General features: G+C 39.9%; 17 protein-coding genes and 1 tRNA gene. 12 read left to right on the plus strand and 6 right to left on the minus strand.

Annotated elements, in window-relative coordinates; genetic code table 11:
* The first annotated feature begins 35 nt into the window (after window positions 1-35).
* From rsmA to QX565_RS05265, 4 genes are all read left to right on the plus strand, one after another.
* A complete protein-coding gene (rsmA, locus tag QX565_RS05250; protein ID WP_289291704.1) occupies window positions 36-854 on the plus strand; it encodes a 16S rRNA (adenine(1518)-N(6)/adenine(1519)-N(6))-dimethyltransferase RsmA in 819 nt (272 codons plus the stop codon).
* Window positions 835-2,526, plus strand: a complete 1,692-nt coding sequence (locus QX565_RS05255; RefSeq protein WP_289291706.1) for a phosphoethanolamine transferase — start codon at window positions 835-837, stop codon at window positions 2,524-2,526. Before rsmA ends, QX565_RS05255 begins: the two co-directional genes overlap by 20 nt.
* A gap of 19 nt (window positions 2,527-2,545) precedes the next feature.
* On the plus strand, window positions 2,546-3,886 hold the full coding sequence (gene mgtE / locus QX565_RS05260; protein ID WP_221650394.1) for a magnesium transporter: 1,341 nt from the start codon (window positions 2,546-2,548) through the stop codon (window positions 3,884-3,886).
* 121 nt (window positions 3,887-4,007) lie between these two features.
* Complete coding sequence (locus QX565_RS05265) at window positions 4,008-5,861, plus strand: DUF349 domain-containing protein (RefSeq protein WP_221650393.1); 1,854 nt, start codon at window positions 4,008-4,010, stop codon at window positions 5,859-5,861.
* 137 nt (window positions 5,862-5,998) lie between these two features.
* Here the strand turns inward: QX565_RS05265 and QX565_RS05270 are convergent.
* Window positions 5,999-6,069: transfer RNA gene (locus QX565_RS05270), tRNA-Gln, on the minus strand.
* 307 nt (window positions 6,070-6,376) lie between these two features.
* Between QX565_RS05270 and rsfS the strand changes: the two genes are divergently transcribed.
* Genes rsfS through QX565_RS05285 form a run of 3 tightly spaced genes read left to right on the plus strand, consistent with a single transcriptional unit; the run spans window position 6,377 to window position 9,628 of the window.
* Window positions 6,377-6,736, plus strand: coding sequence for a ribosome silencing factor (gene rsfS, locus QX565_RS05275; protein ID WP_221650392.1), 360 nt, complete (start codon window positions 6,377-6,379; stop codon window positions 6,734-6,736).
* Window positions 6,737-6,745: 9 nt separating this feature from the next.
* Window positions 6,746-8,776 (plus strand): ATP-dependent zinc metalloprotease FtsH, encoded by a 2,031-nt coding sequence (gene ftsH, locus QX565_RS05280; protein WP_289291712.1) that lies wholly within the window; start codon window positions 6,746-6,748, stop codon window positions 8,774-8,776.
* 12 nt (window positions 8,777-8,788) lie between these two features.
* Window positions 8,789-9,628, plus strand: a complete 840-nt coding sequence (locus QX565_RS05285; RefSeq protein ID WP_221650390.1) for a phosphatidate cytidylyltransferase — start codon at window positions 8,789-8,791, stop codon at window positions 9,626-9,628.
* A gap of 76 nt (window positions 9,629-9,704) precedes the next feature.
* Here QX565_RS05285 and QX565_RS05290 read toward each other — a convergent pair whose 3' ends face one another.
* The 3 genes from QX565_RS05290 to surE form a co-directional block, all read right to left on the minus strand.
* Window positions 9,705-10,448 (minus strand): NigD1/NigD2 family lipoprotein, encoded by a 744-nt coding sequence (locus QX565_RS05290; RefSeq protein WP_221650389.1) that lies wholly within the window; start codon window positions 10,446-10,448, stop codon window positions 9,705-9,707.
* Window positions 10,449-10,539: 91 nt separating this feature from the next.
* Window positions 10,540-11,676, minus strand: a complete 1,137-nt coding sequence (gene lpxB, locus QX565_RS05295; protein ID WP_289291715.1) for a lipid-A-disaccharide synthase — start codon at window positions 11,674-11,676, stop codon at window positions 10,540-10,542.
* Window positions 11,676-12,443 carry a 5'/3'-nucleotidase SurE gene (gene surE, locus QX565_RS05300; RefSeq protein WP_221650387.1) on the minus strand — a complete coding sequence of 256 codons (768 nt, stop codon included), beginning with the start codon at window positions 12,441-12,443 and terminating at the stop codon, window positions 11,676-11,678. Before surE ends, lpxB begins: the two co-directional genes overlap by 1 nt.
* 387 nt (window positions 12,444-12,830) lie before the next feature.
* On the opposite strand from surE, the gene QX565_RS05305 reads away from it, so the two are divergent.
* The 5 genes from QX565_RS05305 to QX565_RS05325 all read left to right on the plus strand — a co-directional run bounded on the left by QX565_RS05305 (window position 12,831) and on the right by QX565_RS05325 (window position 19,014).
* Entirely contained in the window at window positions 12,831-13,598 is a 768-nt protein-coding gene (locus QX565_RS05305) for a ParA family protein (protein WP_002559290.1), read from the plus strand.
* 9 nt (window positions 13,599-13,607) lie between these two features.
* Window positions 13,608-14,498, plus strand: coding sequence for a ParB/RepB/Spo0J family partition protein (locus QX565_RS05310; protein ID WP_002559289.1), 891 nt, complete (start codon window positions 13,608-13,610; stop codon window positions 14,496-14,498).
* Window positions 14,499-15,374 carry a DUF5683 domain-containing protein gene (locus tag QX565_RS05315; RefSeq protein WP_221650386.1) on the plus strand — a complete coding sequence of 292 codons (876 nt, stop codon included), beginning with the start codon at window positions 14,499-14,501 and terminating at the stop codon, window positions 15,372-15,374.
* A gap of 26 nt (window positions 15,375-15,400) precedes the next feature.
* Entirely contained in the window at window positions 15,401-16,696 is a 1,296-nt protein-coding gene (locus QX565_RS05320; RefSeq protein WP_221650385.1) for a lytic transglycosylase domain-containing protein, read from the plus strand.
* Between the two features lie 68 nt (window positions 16,697-16,764).
* The gene (locus QX565_RS05325; RefSeq protein ID WP_221650384.1) at window positions 16,765-19,014 is read left to right on the plus strand and encodes a RelA/SpoT family protein; all 2,250 of its coding nucleotides are present in this window, start codon (window positions 16,765-16,767) and stop codon (window positions 19,012-19,014) included.
* A 43-nt stretch (window positions 19,015-19,057) separates the two neighbouring features.
* On the opposite strand, the gene QX565_RS05330 is transcribed toward QX565_RS05325, so the two are convergent.
* Both QX565_RS05330 and QX565_RS05335 read right to left on the minus strand, forming a co-directional pair.
* Entirely contained in the window at window positions 19,058-19,402 is a 345-nt protein-coding gene (locus tag QX565_RS05330) for a MerR family transcriptional regulator (protein ID WP_002559285.1), read from the minus strand.
* Window positions 19,403-19,404: 2 nt separating this feature from the next.
* The gene (locus QX565_RS05335; RefSeq protein WP_221650383.1) at window positions 19,405-20,373 is read right to left on the minus strand and encodes a M23 family metallopeptidase; all 969 of its coding nucleotides are present in this window, start codon (window positions 20,371-20,373) and stop codon (window positions 19,405-19,407) included.
* Window positions 20,374-20,392 lie beyond the last annotated feature (19 nt).

The raw sequence follows: 20,392 nt of genomic DNA on the forward strand, positions 1-20,392 counted from the left end.
TTTGTCGACTGCAAAAGTAACTATTTAGTTGATAAATGAAATTAGTAAAGCCTAAAAAGTTTCTCGGACAGCACTTCCTGAAAGACCTTAAAGTGGCACAGGATATTGCCGACACTGTTGATACGTTTCCTACGCTTCCTATTCTGGAAGTTGGGCCGGGAATGGGTGTGCTCACACAGTTTCTTGTGAAAAAGGAACGCCCGGTGAAAGTAGTAGAGGTAGATTATGAATCGGTAGCCTATCTGCGCGAAGCTTATCCGTCACTGGAAGACTGTATTATTGAGGACGACTTTCTCAAAATGAATCTGCAACGTGTCTTTAATGGCAACCAGTTCGTGTTAACCGGAAATTATCCTTATAACATATCCAGTCAGATTTTTTTCAAGATGCTCGAAAATAAAGATCTGATACCTTGTTGTACCGGTATGATTCAGAAAGAAGTTGCCGAACGTATTGCAGCAGGGCCGGGAAGCAAGACTTATGGTATTCTCAGCGTATTGATACAAGCATGGTATCGGGTGGAATATCTCTTTACGGTCAGCGAACATGTCTTCAATCCGCCCCCAAAAGTAAAAAGCGCCGTAATACGTATGACACGTAATGAAACAGTTGAACTGGGATGTGACGAAAAACTATTCAAACAAGTAGTAAAAACCACTTTTAATCAACGTAGAAAAACATTACGTAATTCTATTAAACCAATATTAGGCAAAGAATGTCCGCTGACGGAAGATGTTTTATTCAATAAACGGCCGGAACAACTATCGGTACAGCAGTTCATTGACTTGACTAACAGTGTAGAAGAAGCTCTAAAGAGTCACAAGGCAAAGATCGATGTTGACAATATGGAATAAAATAAATAAAGATACACTGGAAAAAGGAAGAATAGGAATCTTATTTTTTATCCTATTCCTTCCTTGCCTGTCCAGCCTGTTCATGTCTGTCGATATACAAAAAGAATTCAGTGACAGGATTGGCTATCTACTTCTATATACACTTGTATTATTGCTTCCTCTTTCTTTTTTGAAGAGCAAAATCTATTTCCTTTTTGAAGGTATTTTCCTATTATTTGCACCAATTGAGATAATGCATCTGAAACTGTTAGGAATGCCGGTTTCGTCCCCATTCATAACCTCCATGCTTCAAACAGACTTCAAAGAGAGCATGGAAGTTCTGTCTTCTTTCAAATTAGAAATTATCATAATGCTGTTAATATGGGGGATTTACTTTATACAAGTATATAAAATTCCAAACCGCTACTTAGGAACTAAATGGTTTCGCATAGCTTTAATTCCCCTTTTCATCATCTGGAATGTTACTCTGTTTGCAAATACATTCCTGTCATCCCCTTCCGGCAGCACTTTTTCGGGACGTTTGGTAGTCAGTTCGTACCGGGTTGTGCACCAGTATTATAAAATCTTTCCCGTGAACTTGTTCCTATCTTATACCAAGCATCTGAAAGACAACTCGGAGGTCAAGGCCATGAATGAAAGATTAAAGTCGTTTAAATTTGACGTACAAAGTCTGACTCCACCCAATGAAAAAGAAATATATGTTCTGGTTATCGGAGAATCTGCCCGTGCAGACCATTTCTCTATAAATGGCTATGAAAGAAAAACAACTCCACTACTTGAGCATACAGAGAATCTGGTTAGCTTTGGAGATGTACTTTCTACAGCCAATATTACGGTCAGAGCACTTCCATTATTGCTAAGCCGTGCTACTCCGGAATCACCGGAGATAGCATATCAGGAAAAAACACTTCCGGAAGCGTTTAAAGAGTGTGGTTTTTCTACAGCGTGGATTGCCAACCAATCTTTCAATGATCCCTACGTTCTTCGGATTGCTCATAACTCAGACTACCATCACTTTGAATTAGTAGACTACGGTGCCGACAACAATTATGATGAAAAATTATTGCCTCAACTGGATAAAGTACTTGCTTGTAATAAGCAAAAGCAATTTATTATAATTCATACATTGGGCAATCATTTCAAATATAACTACCGACATCCCGAAAACTTTGCAAAGTTCAAACCGGCAATGCCTAAGGATTTTAGTTACAATGAGATTAATAAAGATAAAAAAACAATTGTCACTAACTCATACGACAACTCGGTTCTGTATACTGATTTTATATTATCCGAAATCATAAAAAGGGTACAGCAACAATCATGTATAGCTGCTGTCAGTTACATTTCAGACCATGCAGAAAATCTATATGATGACGGTACCGAAGAATTGATGCATAGTAGCCCAAATCCGAGTCGGAATGAAGTACACGTGCCCTTTATCATATGGCTTTCTGATTGCTATAGAAAACAGTTTCCGGAAATATATGATATATTGAACAGTCACAAAGACAGTCCAATCAGCTCCAATAACTTATTTCACACAATGCTGAAGATTAGTAATATCACCTATCCGGATGAAAAGTCCGATCTCAGCATTACATCCGAAGAGTTTCAGGGAGACAGTATCAGAGAAGTATTAACACCCAATGGAAAAATAGTATATCTTCATTAAATATCAGATATAAATTAAGATGAACGAGGAATACATAGACAACGTCAAACAACTTATTGAGCAAAAAGATGCTAATAAGGTTAAGGAATTTCTTATCAACCTTCATCCGGCTGATATAGCCGAGTTGTGTAATGACCTCAACCCGGAAGAGGCCCGTTTTGTCTACCGGCTGCTCGACAACGAGACCGCTGCCGACGTATTAGTGGAAATGGACGAGGACGTTCGTAAAGAATTCCTCGAAATTCTACCTTCCGAAACAATCGCCAAACGTTTTGTTGATTACATGGATACGGACGATGCCGTAGACCTGATGCGAGAACTTGATGAAGAAAAGCAAGAAGAAGTTCTTTCACATATTGAAGACATAGAACAGGCAGGCGATATCGTCGACCTTTTGAAGTATGACGAAGATACAGCCGGTGGTTTGATGGGAACTGAAATGGTGCTCGTTAACGAAAACTGGAGTATGCCGGAGTGCCTGAAAGAGATGCGTCAGCAAGCAGAAGAACTGGATGAAATCTACTACGTATATGTAATAGACGATGACGAGCGGCTACGTGGTATTTTCCCTTTAAAGAAGATGATCACTTCACCTTCCGTATCAAAAGTGAAACACGTGATGCAGAAAGATCCGATCTCTGTACATGTAGACACACCCATTGACGAAGTTGCCCAAATCATTGAAAAGTATGACCTTGTAGCCATTCCGGTATTAGATAGCATCGGACGACTCGTCGGACAGATCACCGTTGACGACGTAATGGATGAAGTACGTGAACAATCAGAACGTGACTATCAGTTAGCTTCCGGACTTTCACAAGACGTAGAAACAGACGATAACGTTCTTCGTCAAACCACCGCACGTCTTCCCTGGCTACTTATTGGTATGTTGGGCGGTATCGGTAATTCCATGATATTAGGAAACTTCGATGCAACCTTTGCCGCCCACCCTGAAATGGCTCTCTATATCCCACTAATCGGAGGTACGGGAGGAAATGTCGGAACACAATCTTCAGCACTCATCGTGCAGGGATTGGCTAACAGTTCTCTCGATACTAAAAACACTTTTAAGCAAGTTACTAAAGAGGCAATAGTAGCATTAATCAATGCAACAATTATTTCTTTATTAGTATATACATATAATTTCATTCGCTTTGGCGCCATGGCAACCGTTACCTATTCTGTATCTATCAGTTTATTTGCAGTAGTAATGTTTGCTTCTATTTTTGGTACTTTAGTCCCGATGACACTTGAAAAGCTTAAAATAGACCCTGCCATTGCTACAGGACCGTTTATAGCCATCACAAATGACATTATCGGCATGATGCTTTATATGGGAATTACTGTTTTATTGTCCTAAATGAAAGATAAATAAAAAAAAATCAGGCAAAAAAGTATGAAGTAATCGTTTTATTTCATTAATTTGTGACCTAATGTAATAAAGAAGGAGTTAAATCCCCATTTCCTAAAACGAATATACAATGATGGACTCTCATGACACTAACCAACCTTTGAATCCAGGGGAGTTAGAAGAAGAAAAGAAAACAGTTGAGGTTTCTGAAACTATAACAGAAACTCCAGCCGAAGAAACAAATGCTGAAAAACAACCCGAAACAGCTCCTCGGCTGGTAACAAAAGAGGAAGTACTTGCACGGATGAAAGAACTTGCTCAAGATGCAGAAAATGCCAACAAGCAAGAATTGGACAGTTTAAAGCAATCTTTTTATAAGATACATAATGCCGAACAGGAAGCGGCCAGGAAGCTATTTGTTGAAAATGGCGGTTCAGAAGAAGACTACGTACCACAAAGTGATGCGATAGAAGAAGAGTTCAAAAATGTGATGGCTGTTATCAAAGAAAAAAGAGGCGCCCAGATTGCCGAGATGGAAAAGCAGAAAGAAGAAAATCTGCAAATCAAGCTTTCAATCATAGAAGAGCTCAAAGAATTGGTAGAATCGCCTGATGACGCTAACAAATCATATACAGAATTCAAAAAGCTACAACAGCAGTGGAATGAAACCAAATTGGTTCCCCAGGCTAAAGTAAACGAACTCTGGAAGAACTATCAGCTATATGTAGAAAAATTCTATGACATACTGAAGCTTAACAATGAATTCCGCGAATATGATTTCAAGAAAAATCTTGAGATAAAGAATCGTCTTATCGAAGCAGCTGAGAAACTCGCAAATGAAGAAGATGTTGTTTCGGCTTTCCATCAATTACAGAAGTTACACCAGGAATTCCGTGATACAGGTCCTGTAGCAAAAGAACTTCGTGATGAGGTATGGAACCGCTTTAAAACAGCATCTACAGTAGTCAATCGTCGTCATCAACAGCACTTCGAAGCTTTAAAAGAAGCCGAACAACATAATCTGGATCAGAAAACAGTGATTTGTGAAATCGTAGAAGCTATCACATACGACGATTTGAAAACATTCTCAGCCTGGGAAAATAAAACCCAGGAAGTTATTGCTCTGCAAAACAAATGGAAAACAATCGGTTTTGCACCGCAAAAGATGAATGTGAAAATATTCGAACGCTTCCGTCATGCCTGCGATGACTTTTTCAAGAAAAAAGGAGAGTTCTTCAAAGCATTGAAAGAAGGAATGAACGAAAATCTGGAGAAGAAAAAAGCGTTGTGTGAAAAAGCAGAAGCGTTGAAAGACAGTACCGACTGGAAAGCAACAGCCGACGCATTGACCAAATTGCAGAAAGAGTGGAAAACGATCGGACCAGTTTCAAAAAAATACTCAGATGTAGTATGGAAACGTTTTATTTCTGCTTGTGACTATTTCTTTGAACAGAAAAATAAAGCAACTTCTTCACAACGTTCTGTCGAAATAGAGAACATGGAGAAGAAGAAAGATATTATCAACCAGCTAACCGCTATTGACGAATCCATGGATACGGAAGAAGCAGGCAAACAGGTTCGCGAACTGATGAAAGACTGGAACGCCATAGGACACGTGCCATTCAAGGAAAAAGATAAGCTGTACAAACAATACCATACTTTGATTGATCAACTGTTCGAGCGTTTTAATATAAGCGCTTCAAACAAGAAATTGAGTAATTTCAAATCCAACATCAGTAGTATTCAAGGAGGAGGATCACAAACTCTATACAGAGAACGCGAAAAACTGGTTCGCGCATATGAAAATATGAAAAGCGAACTCCAAACTTATGAAAACAATCTTGGTTTCCTGACATCTGCTTCTAAAAAGGGAAATAGCCTGTTAACGGAACTCAATCGAAAAGTAGACAAGTTGAAAGCTGATCTGGAATTGGTTTTGCAGAAAATTAAAGTAATTGATGAATCAATTAAAGAAGAAGAGTAAACAAAAAGCAGTAAAAATATAAAAAATAAAGGGAATGCATCAAAAAACATGAATGATTGCATTCCCTTTATTTTTATATAGGTTTTAGCTTATAAAAAAAAACGTGAAACATCTCAAAGATACTTCACGTTTTCTTGTTGGGCTATCTGGACTCGAACCAGAAATGACAGGACCAGAATCTGTAGTGTTACCATTACACCATAGCCCAATACTTATTTTTCAACGGTCAACTTAATTGTTTCTCGTTTGCGGGTGCAAAGATACAAAGAATTTGGAAACTTCAAACAATTCACATATTTTTTTTGCAAAAAATCAATGATGCTCTCCCTATTTTAAAGGATACATCCCTAAAAAACACAAAAAAAGAAGAGTTTTACGACATAACTTTCTTTGATACAAGAATTCAGCGTATATTTGTAACCTATATCATGTTAATATAGCAAGAAACAAAGATAAGAGCTTCCTTGTTATACATAGAGAAGTAAAAACATTGATTATTAAATTTCAACCGATAAATGAACGAGACGAAAATATTAATTGAAAAGATAACAGAAGGAATTCAAGAAAAAAAAGGTAAAAACATCGTTATAGCCGACCTGACAAATATTGGCGATACAATATGTAAATATTTAGTAATTTGTCAAGGTAACTCACCTAGCCAAATAACAGCCATCGTTGATTCAATCAAAGATTTCACCCGAAAAGGTACAGACATCAAGCCATTTGCAATAGATGGCCTGCGAAATGCCGAATGGGTAGCTATGGATTATTCAGATGTGCTGGTACATGTATTCCTGCCTGAAACCAGAAATTTCTACAATCTGGAAAATCTTTGGGCGGATGCCAAGTTAACAACGATCCCCGACATTGACTAATTTTTCAATATGGAAGATAACAACAAGAAACCCAATAAAGTAAATATGCCCAAGTTCAACCTGAACTGGATGTATATGATTATAGCCCTGATGCTCCTGGGCCTTTGGTGGAGTAATCAAGGGGGGGCTATAAGCAAACAGATTCCTTACGACGAATTCCAACAATACGTTCGTGAAGGTTATGTCAGTAAAGTAGTAGGATATGACGACAGCTCGGTTGAAGTGTTTATCAAGCCACAGTTCGTAGGCAAGGTATTTAAACAAGATTCAACCCGCGTTGGCAAAAATCCTATGATTACCACTGAAGCTCCCACACGTGAGAGTCTTGGTAATTTCATTGATGCTCAAAAACAAGAAGGCCATTTTGATGGTTCCATAAGCTATGATAAAAAGAACAACATTTTTGGTTCTATCCTGATAAACTTTTTGCCTATCATCTTCCTCATCGGACTCTGGATATTCTTTATGCGCCGAATGAGTGGTGGAGCGAGCGGAGGTAGCGGCGGAGTATTCAATGTAGGAAAATCCAAAGCACAACTTTTTGAAAAAGGTGGTGCCATTAAAATCACATTTAAGGATGTGGCAGGACTTGCCGAAGCCAAACAAGAAGTGGAAGAGATTGTAGAATTCTTGAAACAACCACAGAAATATACTGACCTTGGTGGTAAAATACCTAAAGGTGCATTACTGGTTGGTCCTCCGGGAACAGGAAAAACCCTGCTTGCCAAAGCAGTGGCCGGCGAAGCTAATGTGCCATTCTTCTCTCTGGCAGGTTCAGACTTTGTTGAAATGTTCGTTGGTGTAGGTGCTTCCCGTGTTCGCGACCTCTTTCGTCAGGCAAAAGAGAAAGCTCCTTGTATCATCTTTATTGATGAAATTGACGCAGTAGGGCGTGCCCGTGGTAAAAACCCGGCAATGGGAGGAAACGATGAACGTGAAAATACATTGAATCAGCTCTTGACAGAAATGGACGGTTTTGGTTCTAACAGTGGTGTTATTATCCTTGCCGCTACCAACCGTGTAGACGTATTGGATAAAGCTCTTTTACGTGCCGGACGTTTCGACCGTCAAATCCATGTAGACCTGCCCGATTTAAATGAACGCAAAGAAGTATTTGGCGTACACCTTCGTCCTATTAAAATAGATGATAGTGTAGATGTAGATTTACTGGCTCGTCAGACACCAGGATTCTCAGGAGCAGATATTGCTAATGTATGTAATGAAGCTGCCCTGATTGCAGCCCGCCACGGAAAGAAATTTGTCGGTAAACAAGATTTTCTGGACGCAGTAGACCGTATCATTGGTGGTTTAGAAAAGAAAACAAAAATAACTACTGAAGCCGAACGCCGTTCCATTGCATTACATGAAGCAGGTCATGCTGCCATTTCCTGGCTACTTGAATATGCCAATCCGTTGATTAAGGTAACTATTGTGCCGCGTGGTCGTGCATTAGGCGCTGCCTGGTATTTGCCGGAAGAACGTCAAATCACCACCAAAGAGCAAATGCTTGATGAAATGTGTGCCACTTTGGGTGGACGTGCTGCAGAAGATTTATTCCTTGGAAGAATCTCAACCGGAGCAATGAACGACCTGGAACGTGTCACCAAACAATCATACGGTATGATTGCTTATCTTGGCATGAGTGACAGACTGCCTAATCTGTGTTACTATAACAATGATGAATATTCTTTCAATCGTCCTTATAGTGAAAAGACAGCTGAACTGATTGATGAGGAAGTGAAAAAGATGGTCAATGAACAATACGAACGGGCTAAACAGATTCTATCCGAACATAAAGACGGACACAATCAACTGGCTCAATTGTTGATAGACAAAGAAGTTATCTTTGCGGAGGATGTGGAACGTATCTTTGGTAAACGCCCATGGGCATCACGTTCTGAAGAAATCATGGCAGCTAAAGAAAGTAAAGACGCTGCAGATGCAGAGAAAGCTCTTGAAAAGAAAATAAACGAAGAGAAAGAAGCAAAAAAGGAAGCTGAAGCCTCTGAAGAAGCATCGGCTACCGAATTACAAAATTAAAATCTAAATACGTTGAAAAGCAATTTTATACAAAGAGCGATCACTGGAGTGCTATTTGTAGCCATATTGGTAGGATGTATTCTCTATCACCCATTCAGTTTCGGAGCACTTTTTATAGTAATCAGTGCTCTGACGATACGGGAATTTGGTAGTCTGGTCAATCATATAGAAGGTGTCAGTGTCAATAAGAACATTACTATGCTGGGCGGAGCTTATCTATTTTTGGCTATTATGGGATTCTGTATTGATGCATCAGACTCTAAAATATTCCTTCCTTATTTACTTTTGCTTCTCTACATGATGATTAGCGAACTGTATCTGAAAAAGGAAAATCCTGTGCTCAATTGGGCTTTCTCCATGCTGAGCCAACTATACATTGCATTGCCCTTCGCTTTATTGAGTGCATTGGCTTTTCATAATAATCCGGAAGATTCCTCTGTAAGCTACAATCCAATATTGCCGTTATCTATTTTCGTCTTCATCTGGCTGAGTGATACAGGAGCTTATTGTGTAGGCTCATTAATAGGAAAGCATCGTCTTTTCGAACGTATCTCCCCCAAAAAATCGTGGGAAGGTTCTATTGGAGGAGGCATTGTATCAGTAGCTTCATCTTTTGTATTTGCTCATTTCTTCCCTATTATGAGCGTAGCAGAATGGGCGGGACTCGCATTGGTAGTAGTAATTTTTGGTACTTGGGGCGACCTTACGGAGTCATTACTAAAACGTCAGCTTCACATCAAAGACTCCGGTTCTATTCTTCCGGGACATGGTGGAATGTTAGACCGGTTTGATAGCGCCTTGATGGCAATACCTGCAGCAGTAGTTTATCTGTATGCATTGACATGGATTTAAAAAAGATTCATATATAGAAACGGGCCTGTCTCCAACAGCAAAGACAGGCCCGTTTTAATTGAAAGCTAAGTAAATACTATTCTGTCTTACCTGCTTCCAGCGTGTTATAATCAAGGTTCAGAGCTATTTTGGGTACAGACATCGCTTCTTTCACGTTAAACGTCAACTCAACTTCACCATTCACGGATGAATTCAGCTTCAACTTCAATCCCTTCTTTCCTTCAAAGTCCAGAGAGTTCAGATTAAATGAAACGGGCTCATAACCAAACCAACCAGATAGATCGTTATGCGTATTATAGCGATATTCTAAATGGATATATCCATCATCTTCTGCTTTCTCTATTGTATTACGTACCAGACTAACCAAGTGCGGACTATAGACAGGCCTATTCTGTTCGAATACAAGATTCAGATATCCATTAGCAATCCAGATATCACCTTTAAGAATAGAGACCGGATCGTTACCTATCTCTTCTTCATTTTCTGCTGTTAAATCTTCCACCTGCTTCGTTGTAACAGGAAATAGATTCTCTACTTTAACAGCCATGTCATACTCCCCATAATTATCATACAAAGGATTGAAAACAACAAGCATACGTTTACCGTCTACCGGTTTAAATCCATAAACACTTGTTGCAGCCGGCCAAAGACTCCCATAATTATCGGATTCTAAATAATACGTATCACCACTCACGACACGGACCGTAGCCCAGCTCCCTCCACGTTGTCCGATAGAATATCCATCACTCTCATCACATGATTGCAAAGCAGGAATTAATACCAACAACAACACCAAGAAAAAACAATTCAACTTTTTCATATATGTATTCCTTTCTTTTTTGTTTCTATCAGATAAATAAAAAAGCCGGGCATTTACTGCACCGGCTTTAGATTTATTATCAAAAGATAGTTTATTTTTTAAGCAATTTCATCATTTCACGAGCAGCATGCCGGGGAGCTCTGGCTGGCCCAAGACGTTGAGCCATAAATTCATATTCATCCAACATCTTCTGGCGATACTCCTTATCAAACAAAAGTCGTTCCAACTCTATTTTCATATTCTCAACCGTCATTGTATCAGCAACGAGTTCCTTTACCACTTCACGATCGGCTATCAAATTAACAAGAGAGATAAACTTTACTTTCAGAATATGCTTACGCAAAAAGGACACAAACTTGCCGCATGCCAAATAATAACATACCACTTGAGGAATCCGGAAAAGCGCTGTTTCCAATGTTGCTGTACCAGAGGTGACAAGTGCAACATCAGAATGTTGCAAAAGCCGGTAAGTCTGATTAAAAATAATCTTCACCTGTGCATCACCTACATATTGCTGATAATATTCAGGAGCAATAGAAGGAGCTCCCGCCAGCACCAACTGATAACCAGGAAAAGCAGAAGCCGCTTTTAACATACCGGGAAGATTGTCTTTTATCTCTTGCTTCCGACTTCCGGCAAGAAGAGCAATAACCGGTTTATCCTCCAGATTATTGTCACGAATAAAATCTCCAAAATTCTCCGAATGGGAATCACAAAAAGCAGTCACCTCATCTACCGTAGGATTACCAACATAGTGTATCGGATAATTGTGCTTCTTTTCAAAAAACTCAACTTCAAAGGGAAGGATGGAAAAAAGCTCGTCAACATCACGTTTAATGTTCTTTATCCGATATTCCTTCCAAGCCCATATTTTTGGCGAAATATAATAATAAACAGGTATTTGAGTATGAGAGTGAATAAACTTTGCAATATTCAGATTAAAACCGGGATAATCCACTAAAATAACAACATCCGGATTCCAGGATACTATATCTTCTTTACAACGCCTCATATTGGCAAAGATAGTGCGCAGATGCAACAACACAGGAATAAATCCCATATAAGCCAGCTCTTTATAATGCTTCACCATCGTTCCTCCAACAGCAGCCATCAAGTCACCGCCAAAGAAACGAAAATCAGCCTGCGGATCCTCTTCTTTCAATGCAGCCATCAGATGAGAGGCATGCAGATCACCGGAAGCTTCGCCAACAATGAGGTAATATTTCATTATTCAAACCATTTATTCAGTTCATTCATAAACTCATAATCCGTCACATCCACTTTGGTCGGAGTGATGGCAACATAACCATTAGCAAGTGCCCAATGATCATTTTTCTCATTCTCCGGTTCATCATCTGTAAACTCTCCTATCAGCCAGAAGTAATTGCTATCTCCTTTTCGGGGACAAGCTTCCCATTCATTAGTCCATCGCCCCTTAGCCTGTTCACAAACCTTAATTCCCTTAATTTCCTTTGTATCAGGAAAATTCACATTAAGGCAAGTTAATAAAGGTAATCCCTTGTCTAATACTTGAGAGGCTATTTGACGAATATACGGACCTGCAGAGTCAAAATCGGCTCCGGGATCATGACTACAAAGAGAAAAGCCAATAGAAGGAATTCCATTCAGACACCCCTCAATAACAATTCCCATCGTACCGGAATAATGAACATTCGTGGCCGAATTATCACCATGATTAACACCTCCTACCACCAAATCGGGTTTCCGTTCAAGTACTGTATTCCAGGCCAGTTTAATACAATCAGCCGGTGTACCCGAACATTTGTATACGGTCAATCCTACCTCTTTACGAACTAACTGATAATGTACAGGTTGCGTCACAGTAATTGCACATCCACTACCCGAACGGGCAGTATCGGGCGCCATAACTACAATTTCGCCTAACGGACGAAGAAACTTTATAAGTTCACTTATACCTTTTGCCATGACACCATCATCATTAGAGATGAGTATCAAAGGCCGCTTATTTTCCATAATAATCTCCTTAGTCTTTATAATTCAGTACAAAAGTAGCAAAAAGAACGTTTATCACCAACTCTCCCCTTTTTTAAACCTTCATCCAGACTTTGCAGATATTTAGTTATACGCATTCAGAGAAGGTACAGGAGTTATTATTTACTTTCCGGTATAATCATTTGCAGGCGTTTACAAATCTTAATCTTCTGCAAGTGAGTAAAAAAGGGGCCCGTTATTTAATATAAATATGTATATTTGCAAGCCAGGAAAAGGAATACATAAAGATTTCATTGTTCAGTTATTAACAAAACAGATGACTTATCAACAGAATCAGTAAAGTTTCTCTTTTTTCGTAGGTGCTCTGAGTTATTATCACTTATTTCGCAGCCGATAAAATTAGATAATATGGGAAAAATAATTGCTTTGGCCAATCAAAAAGGCGGTGTAGGTAAAACAACGACTACGATTAATCTCGCAGCCTCACTTGCTACACTCGAAAAGAAAGTACTGGTGGTTGACGCAGACCCACAGGCAAATGCTTCATCCGGTCTGGGAGTTGATATTAAGCAATCAGAGTGTACAATCTATGAATGTATTATAGATAGAGCTGATGTACAGGATGCTATCCATGACACAGAAATTGAATCACTGAAAGTCATCTCTTCACATATCAATCTGGTAGGAGCAGAAATAGAAATGCTAAACCTGAAGAACCGCGAAAAGATATTGAAAGAAGTATTAACCCCTTTGAAAGAAGAATATGATTATATATTAATAGACTGTTCGCCTTCATTGGGACTCATCACTATTAACGCACTAACTGCTGCCGATTCTGTAATCATCCCTGTACAGGCCGAATACTTTGCTCTCGAGGGGATTAGTAAATTATTGAATACTATCAAAATTATAAAATCCAAACTAAATCCTGCACTGGAAATAGAAGGATTCTTACTGACAATGTATGACTCACGCCTGCGTCAGGCCAATCAGATTTACGATGAGGTAAAGCGCCATTTCCAGGAATTGGTATTCAAGACCGTAATACAGCGTAATGTCAAACTAAGTGAAGCCCCTAGTTACGGTATACCAACCATCTTATATGATGCAGAATCAACCGGAGCCAAAAACCATATGGCATTAGCACAAGAAATTATCAACAGAAATAGTAAATAAACGAGGTATATGGCAACACAAAGAAGAAATGCATTAGGCCGCGGGCTAGACGCTCTGCTTTCAATGGATGAAGTAAAGACCGAAGGTTCTTCGTCTATTAATGAGATAGAGTTGTCACAAATCTCAGTTAATCCTAATCAGCCACGTCGGGAGTTTGACGAAACGGCGTTACAGGAACTGGCAGATTCTATCTCTGAAATCGGTATTATCCAACCTATCACATTGCGTAAACTTACGGAAGATGAATACCAGATTATTGCTGGAGAACGCCGTTACAGAGCCTCACTTAAAGCGGGGCTAAAAACAATTCCAGCCTATATCCGCACAGCCGATGATGAAAACGTAATGGAAATGGCGCTGATTGAAAATATTCAGCGTGAAGACCTTAACGCAGTAGAAATAGCCCTTGCCTATCAACATTTGCTGGAACAATATGAATTGACTCAGGAACGTCTCAGCGAACGAGTGGGTAAGAAACGTACTACTATTGCCAACTATTTGCGCTTGTTGAAATTACCGGCACCAATTCAGATGGCATTGCAAAACAAACAAATTGACATGGGACATGCCCGCGCATTAATTACGTTGGGAGACCCTAAACTGCAAGTAAAAATATTCGAAGAAATATTGGAGCACGATTACTCCGTACGCAAAGTAGAAGAGATTGTAAAATCACTGAGCGAAGGAGAAACCGTAAAAAGCGGAACACGCAAAATCACACCAAAGCGTTCCAAACTACCCGAAGAATTCAACATGTTAAAGCAACATCTTTCGGGATTCTTCAACACCAAGGTACAGTTGACCTGTTCTGAGAAAGGAAAAGGTAAAATCAGCATCCCTTTCAACAACGAAGAAGATCTGGAACGTATCATGGAAATCTTCGACACGTTAAAGAAGTAAATGACAAGGAAATATAAGATATACAAGCCATATATCATCACCCTGCTCCTCTGTTTTCTACAGGTAGCAGGGATTGATGTGTATGCACAAGAACCTGCTAAGGTTACACCACACGACTCCATAACAGTACGTGAAGCACCTAAAGCACGTGCGCGCCGGCACCGCGAAATCAATAGCCCGGCAGAGAAAGATTCTTTGACCGTAAACAGGGCCCTACTCAATAGAGATAGTATCACAGCACTTAAAATAGATAGTATCCCAATGCAGGCGGTAGCTCCTATAGTAGCTGATAGCCTGGATAAGGTTAATAAAAAGAATCTCAAAGAGATAGAAACAACTGTAGTTCTACCTCAACCCAAAGATACCGTACCTCCTACCCTGCCGGAGAAGATATGGACTCCTAATCCGACAAAAGCCACTTGGCTGGCAATCGTTTTCCCCGGAGGAGGACAAATTTACAATCGTAAATTCTGGAAACTTCCCATTATTTATGGAGGATTTGCCGGATGTGCTTATGCACTAAGCTGGAATGGAAAGATGTACAAAGATTACTCGCAAGCTTATCTGGATATCATGGACAGTGACCCAACAACCAACAGTCATCTTGACATTTTGCCTCCTACAGGTTATTCAGACAGTCAGGCCAAAGAAGTTTTACGAAAACGTAAAGATATGTTCCGTCGCTATCGCGATCTTAGTATATTCGCTTTTATCGGCGTATATCTGATCTCTGTAATCGACGCTTATGTTGATGCAGAATTATCGAATTTTGATATTACCCCGGATCTAAGTCTGCGGGTTGAACCAACAATTATTAACGACCAATTCCGCCCGATGAATAAATCGGTAGGTGTACAATGTAGCTTTAGGTTTTAAAAACAACTGAAGATCAACAACTAAGAATGAAAAAACTAAAAAACTATTACCCCTTTATTCTCTTTTTCCTGTTAGCAAGCACACAGGTAAAAGCACAAAGTGTAGACGTTATTATCAAAGAAAACGGAACCGAACGCCAGGAAAGTATTGACCTTCCCAAAAGTATGACTTATCCGCTTGACAGCCTGCTTAATGACTGGAAAGCTAAAAACTATATCGATTTAGGTAAAGATTGCAGTACTTCTGAAGTGAATCCACTGTTCAGTGATTCCGTATATATTGACCGACTTTCGCGTATCCCTGCCATCATGGAAATGCCATATAATGAAATTGTACGTAAATTTATTGATATGTATGCAGGACGTCTACGCAATCAAGTTTCTTTTATGCTGAGTGCCTGCAACTTTTACATGCCTATTTTTGAAGAAGCACTTGATGCCTATAACCTTCCACTGGAACTCAAATATCTGCCTATTATTGAATCAGCCTTAAATCCTTCTGCCGTATCCCGTGCGGGGGCTTCTGGCTTATGGCAATTTATGCTGGCTACAGGTAAGATGTATGGCCTCGAGTCAAATAGCCTTGTGGACGAACGCCGTGACCCGATTAAGGCAACCTGGGCGGCAGCACGTTATCTGAAAGAGTTATACGCCATATATGGTGACTGGAACCTTGTTATTGCCGCTTATAATTGCGGCCCGGGAACTATTAACAAGGCTATACGCCGCGCAAACGGAAAAACAGATTATTGGGATATATACAATCTCCTACCCAAAGAGACTCGCGGATATGTACCGGCTTTTATTGCAGCCAATTATGTAATGACCTACTACTGCGATCATAATATTTGCCCAATGGAAACAAATATTCCTGCCAGTACAGATACGATTCAAGTAAATAAGAATTTGCACTTTGAACAGATCGCAGACATCTGCGGAGTTAGTATCGAACAGATCAAAAGTCTTAATCCCCAATATAAAAAGAACATAATTCCGGGAGATAGCAAATCCTACACGCTTCGCCTACCACAAAGCCACATCAGTATATTTATTGATCAGCAAGATACTATTTATGCTCACCGGGCTGATGAGTTATTCAGAAACCGGAAAACGATTGCTATCAATGATAATACTCCACCGAGTAATACAAGGGCAAAAGCTTCTGCCGGAAAAGGAACACCCACCTATCACAAAATAAAAAGTGGGGAAACACTGGGAACCATTGCAGCTAAATATGGAGTTCGCGTAAAAGACATTCAAAGCTGGAATGGACTACGAAATACCAAGATTGCGGCTGGAAAACAACTGAAAATATACAAATAAATACATCTTTGCTTGCATCGAGTTGAAAATTGCTTATTTTTGCAGAAAGCAATGAAAAGATGACATTTATGGATACTAATATACCCCCAAAAGAACTGGCAGAAGAAGAGATGATCGATCAGGCGTTTCAGGAATTACTGAACGATTATCTTGCAACCAAGCATCGTAAACGTGTTGAGATTATAACAAAAGCATTCAATTTTGCCAATCAGGCACATAAAGGTATTAAACGCCGTTCCGGTGAGCCTTATATTATGCACCCGATAGCAGTTGCCAAAATTGTATGCAACGAGATAGGTTTAGGTTCAACTTCTATCTGTGCAGCCTTACTTCATGATGTCGTAGAGGATACAGATTATACAGTAGAAGACATTGAGAACATCTTTGGCCCTAAGATTGCACAAATTGTAGACGGACTTACCAAAATATCCGGTGGTATCTTTGGCGATCGTGCATCGGCTCAGGCAGAAAACTTTAAGAAGCTATTGCTCACTATGTCGGACGATATTCGTGTAATCCTTATTAAGATTGCCGATCGTCTGCACAATATGCGTACACTGGGCTCCATGTTACCCAACAAGCAATATAAAATTGCAGGAGAAACACTTTACATCTATGCCCCTTTAGCCAATCGCCTGGGATTGTATAAAATAAAAACAGAACTGGAGAACCTCAGTTTCAAGTATGAACATCCTGAAGAATATCTGGAAATTGAAGAAAAGTTAAATGCCACTGCTGCCGAGCGAGACAAGGTATTCAACGACTTTACCGCGCCTATCCGGGAGCAACTGGATAAAATGGGATTAAAATATCGCATACTGGCACGCGTCAAATCCATTTATTCTATATGGAATAAGATGCAAACCAAGCATGTACCTTTTGAAGAAATATATGACCTGCTCGCTGTACGTATAATCTTTGAACCCAGAAATCCGGAAGAAGAGCTAAATGACTGTTTTGATATATACGTATCTATCTCCAAAATATACAAGCCTCATCCTGACCGCCTGCGCGACTGGGTAAGTCACCCTAAAGCCAATGGATATCAGGCACTGCATGTTACCCTGATGGGCAACAACGGACAATGGATTGAAGTCCAGATTCGTAGTGAGCGCATGAATGACGTTGCGGAACAAGGATTTGCCGCTCATTGGAAATACAAAGACGGAGGTGGTAGTGAAGACGAGGGAGAACTTGAGAAATGGTTGAAAACCATCAAGGAAATACTGGATGATCCTCAACCGGACGCTATTGACTTTCTGGATACAATCAAACTTAACCTGTTTGCTTCTGAAATATTTGTATTCACACCAAAAGGTGAACTCAAAACTATGCCTCAGAATTCTACTGCACTGGATTTTGCTTTCTCATTGCATACAGACATTGGCAGTCACTGTATCGGTGCAAAAGTAAATCACAAGCTGGTCCCTTTGAGCCACAAGCTACAAAGTGGTGACCAGGTGGAGATTCTAACGTCCAAATCACAACGTGTACAACCCCAATGGGAGATATTTGCCACCACGGCGCGAGCTCGTGCCAAAATAGCAGCTATTCTACGTAAGGAACGGAAAATTAACCAGAAAGAAGGAGAAGAGCTTCTTAACGAATTTCTTAAAAAAGAGGAAATCCGCCCGGATAATGTAATCATTGCAAAGTTATCCAAATTGCATAACATGAAGGATGAGGAAGAACTCTTTGTAGCCATAGGGAACAAAAGTATTATTCTAGGAGATGCTGACAGGAATGAATTAAAAGAAAAGCAAAGTAGTAACTGGAAAAAATACCTGACTTTCTCTTTTGGGGGAGGTAATAAAGAAAAACAACCGGAAGAGAAAGAGGTACAGGAAAAAGAAGCTATCAATCCGAAACAGATATTGAAGCTTACCGAAGAAGCGTTACAGAAGCAATATATCATAGCAGAATGCTGTCATCCTATTCCGGGAGACGATGTCCTGGGATATATAGACGAAAATGACCGCGTCATCATCCACAAGCGCCAATGTCCGGTGGCAGCCAAACTGAAAAGTAGTTACGGCAACCGTATTATTGCCACTGCGTGGGATACACACAAAGTACTCTCTTTCCTTGTGTATATTTATATCAAAGGTATAGATAGTATGGGACTTTTAAACGAAATCACTCAAGTCATTTCACGACAACTCAACGTAAACATTCGTAAGCTGGATATAGAAACCAATGACGGCATCTTTGAAGGGAAAGTACAACTCTATGTACACGATGTAGATGATGTAAAAGCGATCTGTGACAACCTGCGAAAAATTCAGAATATTAAATCTGTAACACGTGTAGAGAACTAGAAATATTAAAAATCGAATGATAAGTTAAAGAACCGGACAACGTTTATCGTTCGTCCAGTTCTTTTTTTATAGACAGTAATTCTTCTCTGATATCTTTCAGGCGATTGACTATTTCGAAGTTACGAATGGTAGCCTCTCCATTATCTTTTAATTTCTGACGTGCACCAGGCAGAGTCATTCCTTTCTCCTTTACCAAATGATAAATTAGCGCAATAGTATCCACATCTTCCTTACGGTACTGACGTACCCCCCGCCCACTTGTCTTAGGCGCAATCTGAGGAAATTCTTTCTCCCAAAAACGAAGCAAAGACTGATTTACATCAAACATCTCTGCAACCTCAGCGATCGAATAATATAACTTAAAATTCTTATCTGTATTAATGCCCATCTTTAGTCAAATACTTTACCGTGGTTAGCGGCCAATTGAATCATCTTATCATAATCTTCCGCACTCAAATCCATAAAATAATAATTCACCGGATTCATCACCTGCCCTTTAAAGTGTACTTCATAATGCAAATGAGGTCCCGTGCTTTTACCTGTACTCCCTACTCCGGCAATAACTTCACCACGTACTACCTTTTTTCCAAGTTTCGTTCTGTATTCTCTGAGATGAGCATACCGTGTGCGATATCCAAAGCCATGGTCTATTTCAATCGTATTACCATACCCAGTCTCCCACCCCATCTTAACAACCACTCCATCTCCGGTAGCATACACATCTGTCCCGGGATTGGCAGAGAAATCCATACCGGCATGGAACTTAGCAGTACCATAAATAGGGTCAATACGTGTTCCGTATCCGGAAGCCGTCTTCTTTAAGTCTTTATTCGAAATCGGCTGAATGGCCGGCATACATCTAAGCATTTCATCCTGATTTTTGCACATTGCCACTACATCATCAAACGATTTAGACTGGATATATAATTGTTTAGTAAGTAAATCTAATTTTTGTGTAGTATTCACAACCAATTTAGAATTTACCATATCCATCAGCGCTTCATAACGATTAGTACCGCCATATCCCGCTTTACGAATAGCCGGAGACACCGGATCAGCTTGTAAAATAACACGATATAAGTTATCATCACGCTGCTGTACATCCTGCAATACTCCCAGCGCATCATCCAGCCGACGAGAAAGCACATTGTATTGTGCCTGTAAACGACTGTTTTCCATCCTCAGCTCTTTTTCGGAAGGAGAACCGAAAATGAGCAACAGTACAATAAAACTACCGGCTCCCAGTCCCATACCGATAAAAAGACGACGGAGAATACTCAATGCCCGTTGCCGGACAGTAGGATAAATTCGGTCGTAGGTCTGTGTTCGCGGATTATAGATGTAGTAAACTTTGCGCATCTTAGGAAATATTTCGATG

This window comes from Bacteroides sp. 41_26, from assembly GCF_949740115.1.
In the GTDB taxonomy this organism is placed as follows: domain Bacteria; phylum Bacteroidota; class Bacteroidia; order Bacteroidales; family Bacteroidaceae; genus Bacteroides; species Bacteroides nordii.